Origin of the sequence: Streptococcus sp. HMSC062B01 (assembly GCF_001811085.1) — a bacterium.
Classification (GTDB): domain Bacteria; phylum Bacillota; class Bacilli; order Lactobacillales; family Streptococcaceae; genus Streptococcus; species Streptococcus gordonii.
Genome location: NZ_KZ672806.1, coordinates 112,837 through 128,634, shown reverse-complemented (window position 1 = coordinate 128,634; position 15,798 = coordinate 112,837). Strand labels below are relative to the sequence as shown.

General features: G+C 40.1%; 16 protein-coding genes. 12 read left to right on the top strand and 4 right to left on the bottom strand.

What is annotated here, in order from left to right:
* The 3 genes from HMPREF2780_RS09435 to HMPREF2780_RS09425 all read left to right on the top strand — a co-directional run.
* Window positions 1-305: carbohydrate ABC transporter permease (locus HMPREF2780_RS09435; protein ID WP_158672309.1), on the top strand; the 305-nt coding region annotated here is incomplete at its 5' end.
* Window position 306: 1 nt separating this feature from the next.
* On the top strand, window positions 307-1,161 hold the full coding sequence (locus tag HMPREF2780_RS09430) for a carbohydrate ABC transporter permease (RefSeq protein ID WP_009443370.1): 855 nt from the start codon (window positions 307-309) through the stop codon (window positions 1,159-1,161).
* 8 nt (window positions 1,162-1,169) lie between these two features.
* A complete protein-coding gene (locus HMPREF2780_RS09425) occupies window positions 1,170-2,636 on the top strand; it encodes a glycoside hydrolase family 32 protein (protein ID WP_105026549.1) in 1,467 nt (488 codons plus the stop codon).
* Between the two features lie 142 nt (window positions 2,637-2,778).
* Here HMPREF2780_RS09425 and HMPREF2780_RS09420 read toward each other — a convergent pair whose 3' ends face one another.
* Together HMPREF2780_RS09420 and HMPREF2780_RS09415 are read right to left on the bottom strand one after the other, a co-directional pair.
* Window positions 2,779-3,327 (bottom strand): NADPH-dependent FMN reductase, encoded by a 549-nt coding sequence (locus tag HMPREF2780_RS09420; protein ID WP_105026570.1) that lies wholly within the window; start codon window positions 3,325-3,327, stop codon window positions 2,779-2,781.
* Between the two features lie 84 nt (window positions 3,328-3,411).
* Entirely contained in the window at window positions 3,412-3,858 is a 447-nt protein-coding gene (locus HMPREF2780_RS09415) for a MarR family winged helix-turn-helix transcriptional regulator (RefSeq protein ID WP_172858970.1), read from the bottom strand.
* A gap of 81 nt (window positions 3,859-3,939) precedes the next feature.
* Between HMPREF2780_RS09415 and HMPREF2780_RS09410 the strand changes: the two genes are divergently transcribed.
* The 9 genes from HMPREF2780_RS09410 (at window position 3,940) to HMPREF2780_RS09370 (ending at window position 13,616) form a co-directional block, all read left to right on the top strand.
* Window positions 3,940-4,428: a cell wall elongation regulator TseB-like domain-containing protein gene (locus HMPREF2780_RS09410; protein WP_105026548.1), complete on the top strand. Its 489-nt coding sequence runs from the start codon at window positions 3,940-3,942 to the stop codon at window positions 4,426-4,428.
* Window positions 4,425-5,603, top strand: a complete 1,179-nt coding sequence (locus HMPREF2780_RS09405; RefSeq protein ID WP_105026547.1) for a pyridoxal phosphate-dependent aminotransferase — start codon at window positions 4,425-4,427, stop codon at window positions 5,601-5,603. The genes HMPREF2780_RS09410 and HMPREF2780_RS09405 overlap by 4 nt, the downstream gene beginning before the upstream one ends.
* A gap of 3 nt (window positions 5,604-5,606) precedes the next feature.
* Window positions 5,607-6,068: a hypothetical protein gene (locus HMPREF2780_RS09400; RefSeq protein ID WP_105026546.1), complete on the top strand. Its 462-nt coding sequence runs from the start codon at window positions 5,607-5,609 to the stop codon at window positions 6,066-6,068.
* A gap of 234 nt (window positions 6,069-6,302) precedes the next feature.
* The gene (locus tag HMPREF2780_RS09395; protein WP_105026545.1) at window positions 6,303-6,773 is read left to right on the top strand and encodes a hypothetical protein; all 471 of its coding nucleotides are present in this window, start codon (window positions 6,303-6,305) and stop codon (window positions 6,771-6,773) included.
* A gap of 197 nt (window positions 6,774-6,970) precedes the next feature.
* On the top strand, window positions 6,971-7,336 hold the full coding sequence (locus tag HMPREF2780_RS09390; RefSeq protein ID WP_002906354.1) for a VOC family protein: 366 nt from the start codon (window positions 6,971-6,973) through the stop codon (window positions 7,334-7,336).
* A gap of 22 nt (window positions 7,337-7,358) precedes the next feature.
* Window positions 7,359-8,705 carry an asparagine--tRNA ligase gene (gene asnS, locus HMPREF2780_RS09385; RefSeq protein WP_045503330.1) on the top strand — a complete coding sequence of 449 codons (1,347 nt, stop codon included), beginning with the start codon at window positions 7,359-7,361 and terminating at the stop codon, window positions 8,703-8,705.
* Between the two features lie 158 nt (window positions 8,706-8,863).
* On the top strand, window positions 8,864-10,051 hold the full coding sequence (locus HMPREF2780_RS09380; RefSeq protein ID WP_061595917.1) for an MFS transporter: 1,188 nt from the start codon (window positions 8,864-8,866) through the stop codon (window positions 10,049-10,051).
* 96 nt (window positions 10,052-10,147) lie between these two features.
* On the top strand, window positions 10,148-11,890 hold the full coding sequence (locus HMPREF2780_RS09375) for an ABC transporter ATP-binding protein (RefSeq protein ID WP_061595916.1): 1,743 nt from the start codon (window positions 10,148-10,150) through the stop codon (window positions 11,888-11,890).
* Window positions 11,880-13,616, top strand: coding sequence for an ABC transporter ATP-binding protein (locus HMPREF2780_RS09370; protein ID WP_061595915.1), 1,737 nt, complete (start codon window positions 11,880-11,882; stop codon window positions 13,614-13,616). The genes HMPREF2780_RS09375 and HMPREF2780_RS09370 overlap by 11 nt, the downstream gene beginning before the upstream one ends.
* 119 nt (window positions 13,617-13,735) lie before the next feature.
* Here HMPREF2780_RS09370 and HMPREF2780_RS09365 read toward each other — a convergent pair whose 3' ends face one another.
* Both HMPREF2780_RS09365 and HMPREF2780_RS09360 read right to left on the bottom strand, forming a co-directional pair.
* The gene (locus HMPREF2780_RS09365) at window positions 13,736-14,323 is read right to left on the bottom strand and encodes a DUF4097 family beta strand repeat-containing protein (RefSeq protein WP_061595914.1); all 588 of its coding nucleotides are present in this window, start codon (window positions 14,321-14,323) and stop codon (window positions 13,736-13,738) included.
* Complete coding sequence (locus HMPREF2780_RS09360) at window positions 14,310-15,713, bottom strand: MFS transporter (RefSeq protein ID WP_061595913.1); 1,404 nt, start codon at window positions 15,711-15,713, stop codon at window positions 14,310-14,312. The genes HMPREF2780_RS09365 and HMPREF2780_RS09360 overlap by 14 nt, the downstream gene beginning before the upstream one ends.
* Between the last annotated feature and the right edge of the window lie 85 nt (window positions 15,714-15,798).

The window sequence follows — 15,798 nt, the reverse complement described above, 5'->3', positions numbered from 1 at the left end:
CGGCAGAATTAGATGGTTTTACTAAATGGGAACAATTCCGTTACATTACGATGCCACTTTTGAAACCAACCGCTTTGTTTGTCCTGTTGACAACATTGATTTCTGCTTTTAAGCTCATTGTTCAGCCAATGGTTATGACTCAGGGTGGTCCGATGAACTCGACTATTACCATGGTTTATTATATTTACCAACAAGGGTTCACGGATCGATTAGTTGGATATTCAAGTTCAATTGCCCTGGTATTTACAACATTGATTGGTATGATTAGCTTAGTCCAAAGACGTGTATTGAAGGAGGACAACTAGAATGAAACGTAGAAAATTTTTTAGACCAACGACTATTCTGGAATATGTCCTCTTGACTCTCTTAGCTGCTCTCTTTCTTTTTCCAATGATTTGGATGGTGGTTTCCTCTATGAAGCCAGAAGCTGATGTTTACAAGAATTTAACAGGGTGGCAGGCTTTCTTACCAAGCCTAAATCCAGCAAATTGGTTTAAGCCTTATCAAGAAGTTTTAGAGCGTTTTAGCATCCTTACTTATATCGGAAATAGTATTTTCTATGCTGGAACTTTTGCTATAGGATCTATCATCGTGAACTCTTTAGCAGGTTTTGCCTTTGCTAAAATTAACTTTTCTGGAAAAAAACTTTTATTTGGTATCCTTTTGGCTTTGTTGATTATTCCAATGGAAACGATGTTGATTCCTCAGTTTACCATTATTAACGCACTTGGGTTGGTCAATAATCGCTTAGCTGTTATTATACCTGGTTTAGCAAGTGTTTTTAATATTTATCTATTTAGAAATTTTTTTATTGCTATTCCTGAAGAAATCATCGAATCAGCTCGGATGGATGGCGCAAGTATTTTACGGATATTCTTCCGTATTATGCTACCCATGTCTAAACCTGCAGTAGCAACAGTAGGAGTCTTGTCTTTTATTTCTAGCTGGAATGATTATATTTGGCCACTCATGGTTTTGACGGATTCATCAAAATTCTCTCTCCAAGTTGCGATTACAACCATTAATACGACTCAACCTGTCTATATCAACCAAGTAATGGCTGTCTTAACGATTTCAACAATCCCATTGATCTTGGTTTATATTGTCGCTCAAAAATACATTATTCAAGGTTTGGGTGGTTCAGGGACAGGTATTAAGTAGGTGACTTTATGAAAGAAAAGATTGAACAAGCAAATCGATACATAAAAGAAAATCGTCATCGAGTTAATCATTGCTACCGAGGCAAGCTTCATTTGTTGCCCCCAATTGGTTGGATGAATGATCCAAATGGTTTTGTTTACTATAAAGGCGAGTATCATCTCTTTTATCAATTTTATCCATATGATAGTGTTTGGGGTCCTATGCATTGGGGACATGCTAAATCAAAAGATTTGATTAACTGGGAGGAATTACCAGTAGCTTTGGCTCCGAGTGAAGCCTATGATAGAAATGGTTGTTTCTCGGGAAGTGCCATTGTGATAGATGATAAGTTAGTTCTTATCTATACTGGTCATGTTGAAGAAGGAAATGTGCGTACAGAGACTCAATGTATGGCAGTTTCACATGATGGTATTCATTTTGAAAAATATGCCGGAAATCCAGTTATTGGAGAAAATCATATAAAGGGAATTGCGGATATTGCAGATTTTCGTGATCCGAAAATAATGAAATATGACAATCACTATTATACAGTTGTCGCTTCTAAAACTGCGGATGCCCGCGGACAGATCCTCTTATTTGAATCGGAAGATTGTTTTAATTGGAAATTTAAGTCTGTATTGTTGGAAGGAAAACCAGGTCAAGGAATCATGTGGGAATGTCCAGATCTCTTTGAATTGGATGGCAAGTGGGTTCTTATTATGTCTCCAATTGAGATGGAACGTAAAGGCAACCAATATTGGAATTTAAATTCTACTCTTGCATTCATTGGAGAGGTTGACTGGAAATTAGGTTGTTTTCAAGTGGAAAATTTTCACGAAATAGACGGCGGATTGGATTTTTATGCTCCACAGACCTGTGTTAATGATAAAGGGGAACGTTATCTAGTAGCTTGGCAACAGATGTGGCATCGAAATATTCCCACACATGATTTAAATCACGGATGGGCTGGTATGATGACCATTCCTCGTAAATTATCCATTAAAAATAATCGTTTGTATCAAGAGATACCTGAGACATTAACAAGCCAACTAACTATTCAAGAGAGATTTTCAGGTCAAGTGGACCAATCAGAATTGATCTTCTCCAGTGCTGTTAAACAACAACAATACCTTATACTAGAGCTTGAAAAACCAGGAGATTTTGAATTGCTATATGCAAGAAATGCCACAAATCAGCAGGTAGTAAAAATCTCCTATAATGCAGGTAAACAGGTCTTATCTTTGGGACGTGAACTGCTGGTCCATAAGATTATTGGAAAGGAAGAACCTTATGAGGATATTCGTCATCTGAATATATTGGATGCTCCTAAGTCATTAACCTTGGAAATTCTTCGAGATATTAATTCAATCGAGCTTTTTGTAAATGGACAAACAATGTCTATGACGTTTTATGAAAAAGAATTTGGGACAGATATTGTCTTAACAAATGCTGATAAATTGAATATAAAAACGTTAGAATTTTATGATATAGATTGAGCGAGACTGATTATTTTGCCCCCTATTTGAACCAGTTTAAGTAGACTAAGTTTGGTTACTTAAGCTGGTTTTTATTGTTGGTTAAATAGGAAAAACACTGAGATTGGCATCCCAGTGTTTTAAATCATTGGAGTTATAATTTCTAATCGATAGCTGCAAGAAGAGCGTCTGCTTGTGCAGCGAGACTCGAAAGAGTTTCTTGACTTGCGATAAATTTACCGTCTACCCAAGCAGTATCATTGACTTGAGCTGAGGTGAATTCTCCCACAGCAGTTGTCCGAATAAATGGTAGTAAGTCTTTATAGATAGCAAACATTGGCTCTTGTCCTGCATTTGCAACTGAAGAGACAGTCACAATCTTCTCGTTAATAGCAGAAGCGCCACGAGGATCAGAAAGATCAAGTGAACGAGAGAGCCAGTCTAACAGGTTTTTCACTGAACCAGGAATAGAGAAGTTGTAAACTGGTGAGAAAATCCAGATAGCGTCTGCAGCTTGGACTTCTTCGCGGGCCTTAGCAACAGCTGAAGGCGTTGATTGTTCCAAATCTTGGCTAAAGATTGGAACTTGAGACCAATCGAGATAAGACACGTCAGCTTTACCAGCCAAAGCTTTTTCAGCTTCTTGTGCCAGTTGATTGTTAAAAGAACCTTGACGAAGGGATCCAACGATAAATAGTACTTTAGACATTATGAGTCCTCCATATTTTTTAATCAAAGAGGGTTAGACCTCTTGTTACCGAATATGTTACAACAAATATTACTAATTAGCAATTATTTAGCTCAGATTCTTATATTTTTTTAAAATAGCAATGAGAGTCTCTTTGTCTTCGTCTGATAAAATTCCAAGTGCTTCCTTTACACACAGGATATGTTGAGGGAAAATTTCTTCGATTAAGTCTTGACCTTTTTGGCTCAATTCAATCAGATAAGAACGGCGATCATTTGGATCGCTAGTCCGAGAAATCAAGCCGTCACGAACCATATTTTTGATGACGACAGTCATATTTCCAGAGGTCGCAAGCATATGGTCTATCAGATCTTGGATTCGCATTCTTCCCTTACTATAGAGAGTTTCCAGAACAGAAAACTGAGTAGGTGTTAGCTTATTTTCTTTGATGACTCTTTGTTCAATGGAGCGTATGGTCCGCTCAGCTTTCCTAAAAACAATCATAGTTTTAAGGTCTAGTTTATTTTCTTCTAATAATTCTTCTAGTGTTTTCATAGCCATATTTTATCAATAAATAGTATTAAAATCAATGTGAAAAAGATAGAAATATAGATAGAATTATAGTATAATGGACGAGTGAAAAATAGAAGAAAAAGAAATAAAAAAATCCTTATATGGCAGTACGTCATTGGAATAGGTATTCTTTTAACGGTGCTTGCCTTTTCTCTGCTAAATCTATTTAATTTATCAATGGAGCCTTATCGGACCGCTCGTTCTAATTCCATTGAGTTGGCTCGCAAGTATGCAGGAGTCAGTAAAGTTGATAGCTTTGCCATTTATAATGGGGACAAGACCTATTACAGCCTGCTAGGCGAAACTGATCAAGAGAAGAAAAAAGCCGTCCTGATTGAGAAGGGGTCTGACAAGATTTTCGTTTATGAGCTCAGTGATGGAGCTAGCAAAAAGGAGGCTAAGAGGATAGCAAGGAAAAATGGAGCTGATGCGATTGACAAAGTGACTTTTGGTTATTTGAATGGCCGGCCAATTTGGGAAGTCAAATCTGGAAAGAGTTACTATATTGTTGATTTTGAAAAAAGGAAATTGCTGAGCAAGGAGGGGCTATGAAATTATCTAATCGTGTTTTAAAAATGGAAGAAAGTGTGACTTTGGCTGCAGCAGCTAGAGCCAAAGCTTTAAAGGCTGAAGGCAGAGATATTCTGTCTCTAACCCTAGGAGAGCCAGATTTTCCGACTCCTAAAAATATTCAGCAAGCAGCTGTGGCAGCTATTGAAGATGGGAAAGCTAGTTTCTATACAGTGGCTAGTGGTCTTCCTGAGTTAAAAGAAGCTATTGTTCAATACTTTGCAAACTACTACGGTTATGAAATCAAACCGAATCAAGTGACTGTGGCAACAGGAGCTAAGTTCTCCCTCTACACCTTCTTTATGAGTGTTCTTGATCCAGGTGATGAAGCAATTATTCCTACGCCTTATTGGGTCAGTTACGGCGATCAGATTCAGATGGCTGAAGGAGTCCCTGTCTTTGTTCAAGCTACTGAAGAGAATGACTTTAAGGTAACTGTAGATCAATTGGAAGCAGTTCGGACTGACAAAACCAAGGTCTTGGTTCTGAATTCACCATCCAATCCGACGGGTATGATTTATACAGCAGAGGAGCTTTTGGCTATTGGAAACTGGGCCGTGGAACATGATATTCTGATTTTGGCAGATGACATCTATGGACGACTTGTATATAACGGCAATGATTTTACGCCAATTTCTAGTCTATCAGAAGCTATCCGCAAGCAAACAGTGGTTATCAATGGCGTTTCTAAGAGTTATTCCATGACCGGCTGGCGGATTGGCTATGCTGTTGGTGAACCGGAAATCATTGCTGCTATGAGCAAGGTGGCTGGCCAAACGACTTCCAATCCAACGACAGTTGCTCAATATGCAGCTATTGAAGCCCTGACAGGTAGTCAAGAGACTGTTGAAATTATGCGTCAGGCCTTTGAAGAGCGTCTCAATACGATCTATCCACTTCTAGCTCAAGTACCAGGTTTTGAGGTCATTAAGCCTCAAGGAGCCTTCTATCTCTTCCCTAATGTCAAAAAAGCTATGGAGATGAAAGGTTATACAGATGTGACAGCCTTTACCACAGCTATTTTGGAAGAAGTTGGTGTGGCTTTGGTGACTGGCACGGGCTTTGGCGCTCCAGAAAATGTCCGTCTCAGCTATGCGACTGATCTGGAAACACTGAAGGAAGCGGTTCAACGCCTGCAGCAATTTATGGAGAGCTAATGCATGAGGAGAATCTCCTGTTTTGCAATGTTGGCAATTAGCCTGTTTTACTTGACCGCTTGCTCTTCTGTTCATCCAGAGCAGGTTTGGACTACTGTTTCTCAGTCTAAGGAGGGAGAACCCTTTTATAGGTTACAAGTTTCTGGAAAAATGTACCAGATTCTATACGATGACAATGGTTCAGCTAGAAAAATCTGGCATCTAGATAATTATAATCCACTTGAAAATCTTGAGTGTCATACTCTTAATGAAGAAGAGATAAAAGGGGTAGATGGAGCGACAGCCAAGAGGGAGCTGTCTGGTCAAGGTTCGGCTAACTTTACTCTGGTTTATGAACATTATTCAGGTAGTCAAAAAGAAGTAATTTATTATCAAGTTGCAATAACTGCTGATAAGAATGGACAAATCAAACCTTCGGAAAGCAGTATGGCCTTAGTTAAGACTGAAAAGGATGATTCTAAGTAAACATATAAATGAAAAGCAATTATATTTTTAAAATAGAGGATGGGCTTACAGTCTGTCCTTTTTGCTTTTCTTCGACTCTAGCTGGTAAGAGGTTGTTTAAAGTGATAGAATAATTCTGAAAGCGTTTGTTATAGGGCTTCCTTATGTAGAAGTTTAGAATGATGAAATATAACCTTAATATCAGTTAAAGCGTATCTAATATATGTTTTGATTTCTATTAGAAAGGAATGTAGCATGAAACGTAGTTTGATATTTTTAAACCTAATAATATGTTTGGCCCTATTGACGGCTTGTTCTTTCCTTAATACTGAGCAAGGGTGGACAACTATTTCAGAATCAAAGCCTGACGAACCTACTTATAGCTTACAAGCCAAGGGTAGGCAGTACCGGATCCTTTTTGAAGAAAATGCATCAACCCGAATGGATTGGTACTTGAACGATTATCAACCAGGGTTAGAGTTAAAGTTACGAACTTTAAATAGCGAGCATTTGAAAAATTCTGTCGGTGGACCTTCAGAGCAGGAACTTTCTGGAAAGGGATATGCAGACTTTACTATGGTTTATGAGACTCGTTATAACCCTCAGATTGAGCGGACTTATTTTAAGGTACATATTGAAGTCAATGATAAGGGAGAGGTGAATACTAAGAAAAGTAGTATGGTTTATGAAAAGTCTGAGAAGCTTGAAAATAAGAAAGGAGACTGATTTTCCAAACAGCTGTTTTCTTTTTCTGATTTCTTATAGAATAGTATTTTCGGAAAAAGATAGCTTTTTAAAGAATTTTAAATTTTCGACTCTTCAAGGATGGCTATTGCAATCGCTTTATGGTAAAATATAGAACAGATGTCCGAAAGATTTGTCTTGACTAAAGCGACATTAAGCAACCAATCTAGGAGGCAGCTATGATTGATCATTTTGAGATAAAGGTCAGGAATCTACAAATTTCAAAAGACTTTTATACAAGTTTTCTTTCTCCTCTAGGCTACAAATTGGCTTTTAGAAGTAGTTCTCTACTCAGTTTTGTTGCTCCCAACAGCCCACATCCTGGTGGAGATTTTTGGTTGGGGGAGGGAGAGCAGTCTCCGATTCACTTTGCTTTTTTGGCAGAAAACCATGAGCAGGTTCAAGCTTGTTATGAGGCTGGTTTAAAGGCAGGGGGAAAAGACAACGGTGCGCCAAATTATCGGGGGAACCTTTCATCATATTATGCAGCCTTTGTCTTGGATCCAGATGGTAATAATGTCGAGGCAGTCTGTCACAAAGAATAAAAAAATAGAAAAGAGAAAAAAAGTGTCAAACAAATATGTAACGATTATTGATGTAAAAGACTATGTGGGTAAAGAAGTGACCATCGGTGCTTGGGTTGCCAATAAGTCAGGTAAGGGTAAGATTGCTTTCTTGCAACTACGTGATGGTTCAGCTTTTTTCCAAGGTGTAGCCTTCAAGCCTAATTTTATCGAGAAATTTGGTGAAGAAGTAGGACTTGAGAAATTTGATACTATCAAACGACTTAGCCAGGAAACATCTGTTTTTGTGACAGGGATTGTCAAGGAAGATGAGCGTTCAAAATTTGGTTATGAGCTGGATATCACAGATATCGAAGTAATCGGAGAGTCAAATGACTATCCAATTACGCCGAAAGAACATGGGACGGACTTCCTCATGGACAACCGTCACTTGTGGCTGCGTTCTCGTAAGCAAGTAGCTATGATGCAAATCCGCAATGCCATTATCTACGCTACCTATGAATTCTTTGACAAGAATGGCTTTATGAAGTTTGACAGCCCAATCTTGTCAGGAAATGCAGCAGAAGACTCAACTGAGCTCTTTGAAACAGACTACTTCGGAACTCCAGCATACTTGAGTCAGTCAGGTCAGCTTTATCTAGAGGCAGGTGCCATGGCTCTTGGTCGCGTCTTTGACTTCGGTCCTGTATTCCGTGCCGAAAAATCAAAAACCCGTCGTCATTTGACGGAGTTCTGGATGATGGATGCAGAGTACTCATACTTGACGCATGATGAGTCACTTGACTTGCAAGAAGCTTATGTTAAAGCCTTGATCCAAGGTGTTCTTGACCGTGCTCCTCAAGCTTTGGAAACCTTGGAACGTGATGTAGAACTTTTGAAACGCTATATTGCAGAGCCTTTCAAGCGTGTTAGCTATGATGAAGCGATTGATCTTTTGCAAGCGCATGAAAATGATGAGGATGCAGACTATGAGCATCTGGAACATGGTGATGACTTCGGTTCACCGCATGAAACATGGATTTCAAACCACTTTGGTGTACCAACATTTGTCGTGAACTACCCAGCAGCTATAAAGGCTTTCTACATGAAGCCAGTTCCTGGGAATCCTGACCGTGTCCTCTGTGCAGACTTGCTTGCTCCAGAAGGCTACGGTGAAATCATCGGTGGTTCTATGCGTGAGGAAGACTACGATGCCCTCGTTGCTAAGATGAATGACCTTGGTATGGATACGACAGAATATGAATTTTACTTGGATCTTCGTAAGTATGGAACAGTTCCACATGGTGGCTTCGGTATCGGTATCGAGCGTATGGTAACCTTTGTAGCAGGAACCAAACATATCCGTGAAGCCATTCCATTCCCACGTATGTTGCACCGTATTAAACCGTAAATTAATGAAAACGCCCATGTGGCGTTTTTTCAAGATTGAACAATGAAATAATCCAAAATATAGAATTTTAGAGAAAGAAGAGGTAGGAGTCATGTAAACAGCAGATTAACAAGTGATAAAGGATAGAAATTAAAAAAACACTTGTTAAAGGAGAAAATATGTTTAAAAGAAGTTATCGGAAAAATATCGGTCTTATGGCCGGAGTAGAATTTTTTGCCTTTCTAGGCATTACTAGTTTTTGGATTTTATTTCTAAGTCAAAATGGCATGTCCCTTTGGCAGATTGGGCTTTTGGAGAGTATTTTTCATGCGACTAGCGTTATTTGTGAAATTCCTTCTGGGATGTTGGCGGATCGCTTTTCCTACAAGACCAATCTGTATCTGAGCCGGATAGCCGGGATTGTGTCTTCTGTTCTCATGTTAGTTGGGCAGGGGAACTTCTGGGTTTATGCGTTGGCTATGGTGATTAGTGCTTGGTCCTATAATTTTGATTCGGGGACAAGCGCAGCCATGGTTTATGATTCATCTGTGGAGGCTGGACTCAAGGAACGTTACTTATCCATCTCCAGCTTTATGTCTGGGGTGGCTGAAGCGACCCGGTCTTTGGGAACGGTCTGGGCTGGATTTTTTGTCCATGGACAATTGCATCTGACCTACTATATCATGATTGGCACCTCTATCATCGTTCTTTTCTTGACCTGGATGCTGAAAGAGCCAAGTGTCAAAGCAGAGAAAGCAGAACGCCTGACTATGAAAAAGATTATCTGGGCAGTCAAAGAGGAGTTGCAGAGAAATCCTAGCCTTTTTATCTGGATGATTCTTTCTCAAATCATCGGAACACTGATGTGTATGTTTTATTTTTATTATCAAAATCAATTGCCCGACTTAAAAGATTGGCAGATTTCGGTAGTCATGCTGATTGGCAGTGCTTTGAATATCTTAGCGGTCTATCTGGCGAGTATGATTGGAAAGAAGTATTCTGCCTTGGAACTCTTTCCTACAGTAGTTCTTCTAACTGGAGCAAGCTACCTGCTGTCCTATTTTGGTACACCAATCATCTATATTTTGATTTATCTAATCAGCAACGCCTTGTATGCTCTTTTCCAGCCGATTTTTGACAACGATTTACAAAAACAGCTGCCAAGTGAAGTACGGGCGACCATGCTCAGTGTCTATTCTATGATGTTCAGCCTAAGTATGATTGTCATTTTCCCTGTGACGGGCTGGTTGATCGATCACTTTGGTTTTGACTGGACGTTTATAGTTTTAGGCGGCTTCTTATTTGCTGTAACTCCATTTTTGCATATGGGGCTAAAGAAAATAAGCCAGAGCTTACAAGGAGTCTAATATCAATGTTCTCTTTCTGCTTGTCAGAAGGAGAATATTTTTTAGCCTTTGAAAATTATGGTAAAATAAATACAGTTTAATGGAGAAGTAGGCGGTATGAAAGATTTATTGAAATATTTCAAGGGCTATATCAGGGAGTCTTTGTTAGGGCCCTTGTTCAAGCTCTTGGAAGCCAGTTTTGAACTGCTGGTTCCGATTTTGATTGCGGGGATTGTGGATGAGACCATTCCTAGACACGACAGCTCCCATCTCTACTGGATGGTTTTTCTTTTGATGGGCTTGGCTGCGCTAGGCGTGGTGGTAGCAGTGGTGGCCCAGTATTATTCGTCAAAGGCAGCAGTGGGCTTTACTCGTCAGATGACAGGTGACCTATATCAAAAGATTCTGCGCTTGCCCAAGGCTAGTCGGGATGAGCTGACGACTTCTAGCTTGGTGACTCGATTGACGAGTGACACCTATCAGATCCAGACGGGCATCAATCAATTTCTTCGTCTCTTCCTGCGGGCGCCTATCATTGTTTTTGGCTCCATCATCATGGCCTTTACTATCAGTCCGGTCATTACCTTGTGGTTCTTGCTCATGGTGGCAATTTTAACGGCTACTATCGTCTTCATGTCTCGTCTGATGAATCCTCTATATGCTAAGATTCGTCAACTGACAGACCAGCTGGTCAATCTGACTCGCGAGCAACTGCAGGGCATGCGGGTCATACGAGCTTTCGGTCAGACCCAGCGTGAGATTCAGAGTTTTCGCAATCGCAACGAGCTCTATAAAACCTGGCAAATAAGGACGGGAGCTCTGGCTAGTCTGATTAGTCCTCTGACTTTTCTTACGGTCAATGGTACTCTAATTGCTGTGATTTGGCAGGGGAATACCTTTATCGGCAAGGGCTTGCTGACTCAGGGGATGCTAGTGGCCTTGGTTAATTATTTATTGCAAATTTTGGTGGAATTGCTTAAGCTGGCTATGCTGGTCAATTCACTCAATCAAAGCTACATCAGTGCAGGCCGCATTAGTCAGGTCTTCGAGCAAGCAGAAGAAGATGTCCTGCAGGAATTAGTGCAGGAAACAGCTCTGCCAAATCAAGCCATTAAAGTCCAGCAGGTCAGCTTTTCCTATCCCAATGCGGCTAGTCCAGCCTTGACTGGTCTGACTTTTGATTTGAAAAGAGGTCAGACTTTAGGTGTTATTGGCGGGACAGGTTCAGGGAAGTCTACTCTAGTCCAGCTGCTGGCTCATCTTTATCCTGTGGCTGCTGGTCAGTTGACCATCTTTTCCCAAGGACGCAGTCCTAAAAATCTCAGCGAATGGCGGTCTTGGATCAGTCTGGTGCCTCAGAAGGCGGAGCTTTTCCAAGGAACTGTTCGCTCCAATCTGACTTTAGGTATGTCAAGCAAGCCAACAGACGAAGATTTGTGGCAGGCTTTAGAGATTGCTCAGGCAGCGGACTTTGTCTCTCAGAAGGAAGGTGGCTTGGATGCGACTGTAGAGGCCTTTGGTCGGAATTTTTCTGGCGGTCAGCGTCAGCGTTTAACCATTGCCAGAGCTGTCTTGCAGAGGGCGCCTTTCTTGATTTTAGATGATGCGACCTCAGCTCTGGACTATTTGACAGAGGCTAGACTCTTGCAGGCTATTAAGAATGAATTGACTGAGACCAGTCTGGTCTTGATCTCTCAGCGGACCAATAGCTTGCGCTCAGCGGATCAAATTTTAGTCCTAGATAAGGGAGAACAGGTGGCTCTTGGTCGCCATGAGGAACTCTTAGTCAGCTCGGCCATTTACCGAGAAATTCATCACTCACAGCATAGTCAAGGAGAGGAGGACAAGCATGAAGCATAAGACATCACCTAGCAGCTTGAGGCGTTTGACTCGAGACTTGCTGCAGGCGCGCTGGCTCTTTCTCCTAGCTAGTCTGGGAACGGTGGCTCAAGTGGCTCTGACTGTTCTTCTTCCAGTTTTAATCGGAAATGCGGTTGATAGTGTTCTTCTTCCTCAAGCGGACCAGCATTTGGTGCCGATTTTGGGCCAGATGTTGTTAGTCATCTTAGCCAATACGCTGATTCAGTGGCTCAATCCCTTGCTCTATAATCAGCTGGTCTATCGCTATAGCCAGCAACTCCGGCAAGGTGTTATCAAGAAAGTTCATTATCTGCCTTTGGCTTATCTGGACCGGCAGGGAACAGGTGATTTGGTTAGTCGGGTGACGACTGATTTGGAGCAGCTCAGCAATGGTTTGCTTATGGTTTTTAATCAGTTTTTTGTGGGTTTGCTAACAATTTTAGTGACCATAATTAGTATGGCTCAGTTGGACTTTTTCCTCTTGCTTTTGGTTCTGCTTTTGACGCCCCTTTCTCTCTTCTTAGCTCGCTTTATTGCCAGAAAGAGTTTTAGCTTTTTCCAACGACAGACACAGGCGAGGGGAGCACAGACCCAGCTGATTGAGGAAAGTTTGACTCAAGAAAGTCTGATCCAGGCCTTTAATGCTCAGGAGCAGTTTGATACAGCTTTTACCCGCAGTAATCAAATCTATGCAGACTATTCGCAGGCGGCTATTTTCTATTCATCAACAGTCAATCCTTCGACTCGTTTTATCAATGCCCTGATCTATGCTTTGATTGTAGGCTTTGGGGCTGTCCGAATCATTCAGGGAACAGGTTTTACGGTTGGGCAGCTGGTAACTTTTCTCAACTATGTCAACCAGTACACCAAGCCTTTCAATGATATTTCGTCTGTCATGTCAGAATTGCAGAGCGCTTTAGCTTGTGCAGAGCGAATTTACAGCGTTTTGGACCAAGAAGAAATAGCAGAGTCTGGTCAGGAAATCCTCCAGTCTGAAGATGTCAAAGGACAGATTAGCTTTGAGCATGTGGCTTTTGGCTATGACCCTGGCAAAGAGCTGATTCAGGATTTGAATATAAGGATTCCAGCAGCTAGCAAGGTCGCAATTGTCGGGCCAACTGGTGCTGGTAAGTCAACCCTGATCAATCTCCTCATGCGCTTTTACAATGTAGACAGTGGTCTTATTTCGCTAGACGATGTTCCCATTAGTCATTACACCAGAGCTTCTTATCGTCAGCAGTTCGGTATGGTACTGCAAGAGACTTGGCTCAAGACGGCGACCATTCACAACAACATAGCTTTTGGCCGGCCAGACGCAAGCCGAGAAGAGGTCATTGCAGCTGCCAAGGCGGCAAATGCGCATTTCTTTATCCAGCAGCTGCCTCAGGGCTATGACACCTATCTGGCGGATGCTGGGGACTCACTTTCTCAAGGTCAGCGGCAGCTCTTGACCATTGCGCGTGTCTTCCTTTCCGTTCCTAAAATCCTAATCTTGGATGAGGCGACTTCCTCCATTGATACTCGGACAGAAGTCTTGATTCAGGAGGCTTTCAGCAAGCTCATGGTGGGACGGACTAGCTTTATCATCGCCCATCGTCTGTCCACTATTCAAAATGCGGACATCATCCTCGTCATGGTAGACGGCAATATCGTCGAACATGGTAATCATCAGGAGCTCATGGCAGCCAGAGGCGTTTATTACCAAATGCAGACGGCGCAGGAGTAGAAGGGAAGCTTTATTAAAGTTCACAGATTGATGCTAAACAAGACTTAAAGAGTTGGAATTTCCAACTCTTTTTGCTTATAGACCAAGTTTGCCTAACTTGTTTTCTGCTAAAAATCAGTCTATGAAATAGTTATATTTCCCATATTGCAGTTTAGATCAAAGATAGGAGACTCACAATTAGTATTTTTTTGCTTAAGAGAGGTATTCGTATAGCTAAGACCATTTATAGTGATAAGGCCACTATTGACTTTCAATTTGTAAGAGGAGGATATCTGATATCCCGGAAAAATTATATTTCCCATATCACATGTGAAATTAGCGTTCTGTTGAATAGTACCTTGAAGCGATGTATTCCCCATGCCACAAGCTAAATTACAAGTATTACATTCTAGATTGTTAATAAAAACACTCCCTCTAGCTGTATATAGATTAATATCATCAGCTTTGAGCCATTGAAATGTTGCTGTGCTATCTTCAACTTTAACGTTGTAAGTCTCAACCTTGTTGAAAGGAATCGAAATAGTGATTTTGGGAATCATCCAGAAACAGATTGTTTTAAATACATTCATTTCTTTCAGGATAAATTCGGAATCATTGATTATATTTTTATAATCCTCTCGGGAGCAATTTTTAAAGGATAATTTGAATTCTTTTCCTTTTTTTACTTCAAAGTCAGTTCGGCTTACATCAATTTCAATTCTTTTCATGTTTTATATCCTTTGTTTGTAAATAAATATCCCGTTTTGCAAATAATAAGGAAAGGAGAAGTAGGGCGAATAGATAAGGAATCCATACTTTATAGATAGATAGGTAAGCTTCGGATATTTTCTGAGGAGTATGGACCGTTAGAATTTTGATATTATTTGTAAGTATAGAGATAAATACGGAAACTCCTATAACTGATCCAATTTGCCTTACAACACTAATGACGCTTTGAGAAGCCGTTAACAATTCTCCATCTAATGTAGAAGCTGCTAAAACATTAATAGGCCCTGCAATAATACCAAAGCCAATCCCCAAAACTAATGTTGAAAAACTCATGGTTAGTGTATTGTTAGGATCTAATGTTATCAATAATATGTAAGAAATAAGAATTGCTAGCAGACCAATAAATACCAATAAGCGAGGACCAAGTTTATTAATTGCTAGGCTTCCCAAGCCTCCAAAAATGAAAACAGTTAATGACATCGGGAGTAGTATTAGAGCAGCATCTAATTCGCTCTTCCCTTGAACAGTAGTAAAGAAGGTTGGTAGAATAACAATAACTCCAATGTAGAAAAATTGAGCAATAAATGCGACTAATGAGGCAGATGAAAATTCTTTGATCCTGAATAAATTCAGATTAATCATTGGAGAGGAATTTTGTTTTTCTATAATAATAAATAGAAAACCTGTGATGATAGAAATACTAAAGCAGGTGATGGTCTTCCAGTCATTGAAACCCCAATCTCTTACTTTAATTAACCCGAGAGTCAATAAGCAAAGCGATATCATAGAAATCAAACTACCATACCAATCAATTCTGGTTGAAACTGTAGTATCTTTTTTAAAGTCAAAAGATTTTATCAATAATAGAAGAGCAATTATAACAATGGGAATATTTATAAAGAATATCCAATGCCAAGATAAGCTATCGGTAATAATACCTCCAAGTGTAGGACCAATTGCAGCTGCTCCTCCTTGAGTGAGTCCTAAAGCGGCAACGATTTTAAATCTATCTTCAACTTTCCAAGAAGAAATTCCTAGTATATTTCCTACTGGTAATAAGATTGATGCTCCTAGACTAGCAATAACTCTACCTAAAATAAGCTGATAAAATTCCATTGCCAATCCAGAAATTAAACTTCCGATACCAAAGAGTACTAATCCAATAATAAGAATTTTTCCTTTCCCGTAAATATCTGCTAATTTACTCAATGGGATAGTACATGTAGCAAAAATAATGGTATAAATGTTTAAAGCCCAAGATAAACTGTCAAGCCCAATATTTAGTCCTTTCTGTATAGCAGGCAACGTAATGTTCATGATAGTTGTGTCAAGCATGACTAAGAAAATAGCTAAACACATTGCAATAGTTATTATAGTTTTTTTATTCATTGCAATTCTCCTTTCTTAAACATGAGTTTTAACTCATGTTTAATTGTACTCCTTTTTATTTTTCTGTCAAGAAAAAATGAGCATT

What these genes read in the sequence shown, in the direction of transcription:
- HMPREF2780_RS09395 (WP_105026545.1), top strand. Translation starts at nt 6,303, where the DNA reads ATGAAACGTAGTTTGATATTTTTAAACCTAATAATATGTTTGGCCCTA.
- HMPREF2780_RS09405 (WP_105026547.1), top strand. Translation starts at nt 4,425, where the DNA reads ATGAAATTATCTAATCGTGTTTTAAAAATGGAAGAAAGTGTGACTTTG.
- HMPREF2780_RS09390 (WP_002906354.1), top strand. Translation starts at nt 6,971, where the DNA reads ATGATTGATCATTTTGAGATAAAGGTCAGGAATCTACAAATTTCAAAA.
- HMPREF2780_RS09365 (WP_061595914.1), bottom strand. Translation starts at nt 14,323, where the DNA reads ATGAAAAGAATTGAAATTGATGTAAGCCGAACTGACTTTGAAGTAAAA.
- HMPREF2780_RS09400 (WP_105026546.1), top strand. Translation starts at nt 5,607, where the DNA reads ATGAGGAGAATCTCCTGTTTTGCAATGTTGGCAATTAGCCTGTTTTAC.
- HMPREF2780_RS09425 (WP_105026549.1), top strand. Translation starts at nt 1,170, where the DNA reads ATGAAAGAAAAGATTGAACAAGCAAATCGATACATAAAAGAAAATCGT.
- HMPREF2780_RS09360 (WP_061595913.1), bottom strand. Translation starts at nt 15,713, where the DNA reads ATGAATAAAAAAACTATAATAACTATTGCAATGTGTTTAGCTATTTTC.
- HMPREF2780_RS09430 (WP_009443370.1), top strand. Translation starts at nt 307, where the DNA reads ATGAAACGTAGAAAATTTTTTAGACCAACGACTATTCTGGAATATGTC.
- HMPREF2780_RS09415 (WP_172858970.1), bottom strand. Translation starts at nt 3,858, where the DNA reads ATGAAAACACTAGAAGAATTATTAGAAGAAAATAAACTAGACCTTAAA.
- HMPREF2780_RS09370 (WP_061595915.1), top strand. Translation starts at nt 11,880, where the DNA reads ATGAAGCATAAGACATCACCTAGCAGCTTGAGGCGTTTGACTCGAGAC.
- HMPREF2780_RS09375 (WP_061595916.1), top strand. Translation starts at nt 10,148, where the DNA reads ATGAAAGATTTATTGAAATATTTCAAGGGCTATATCAGGGAGTCTTTG.
- HMPREF2780_RS09380 (WP_061595917.1), top strand. Translation starts at nt 8,864, where the DNA reads ATGTTTAAAAGAAGTTATCGGAAAAATATCGGTCTTATGGCCGGAGTA.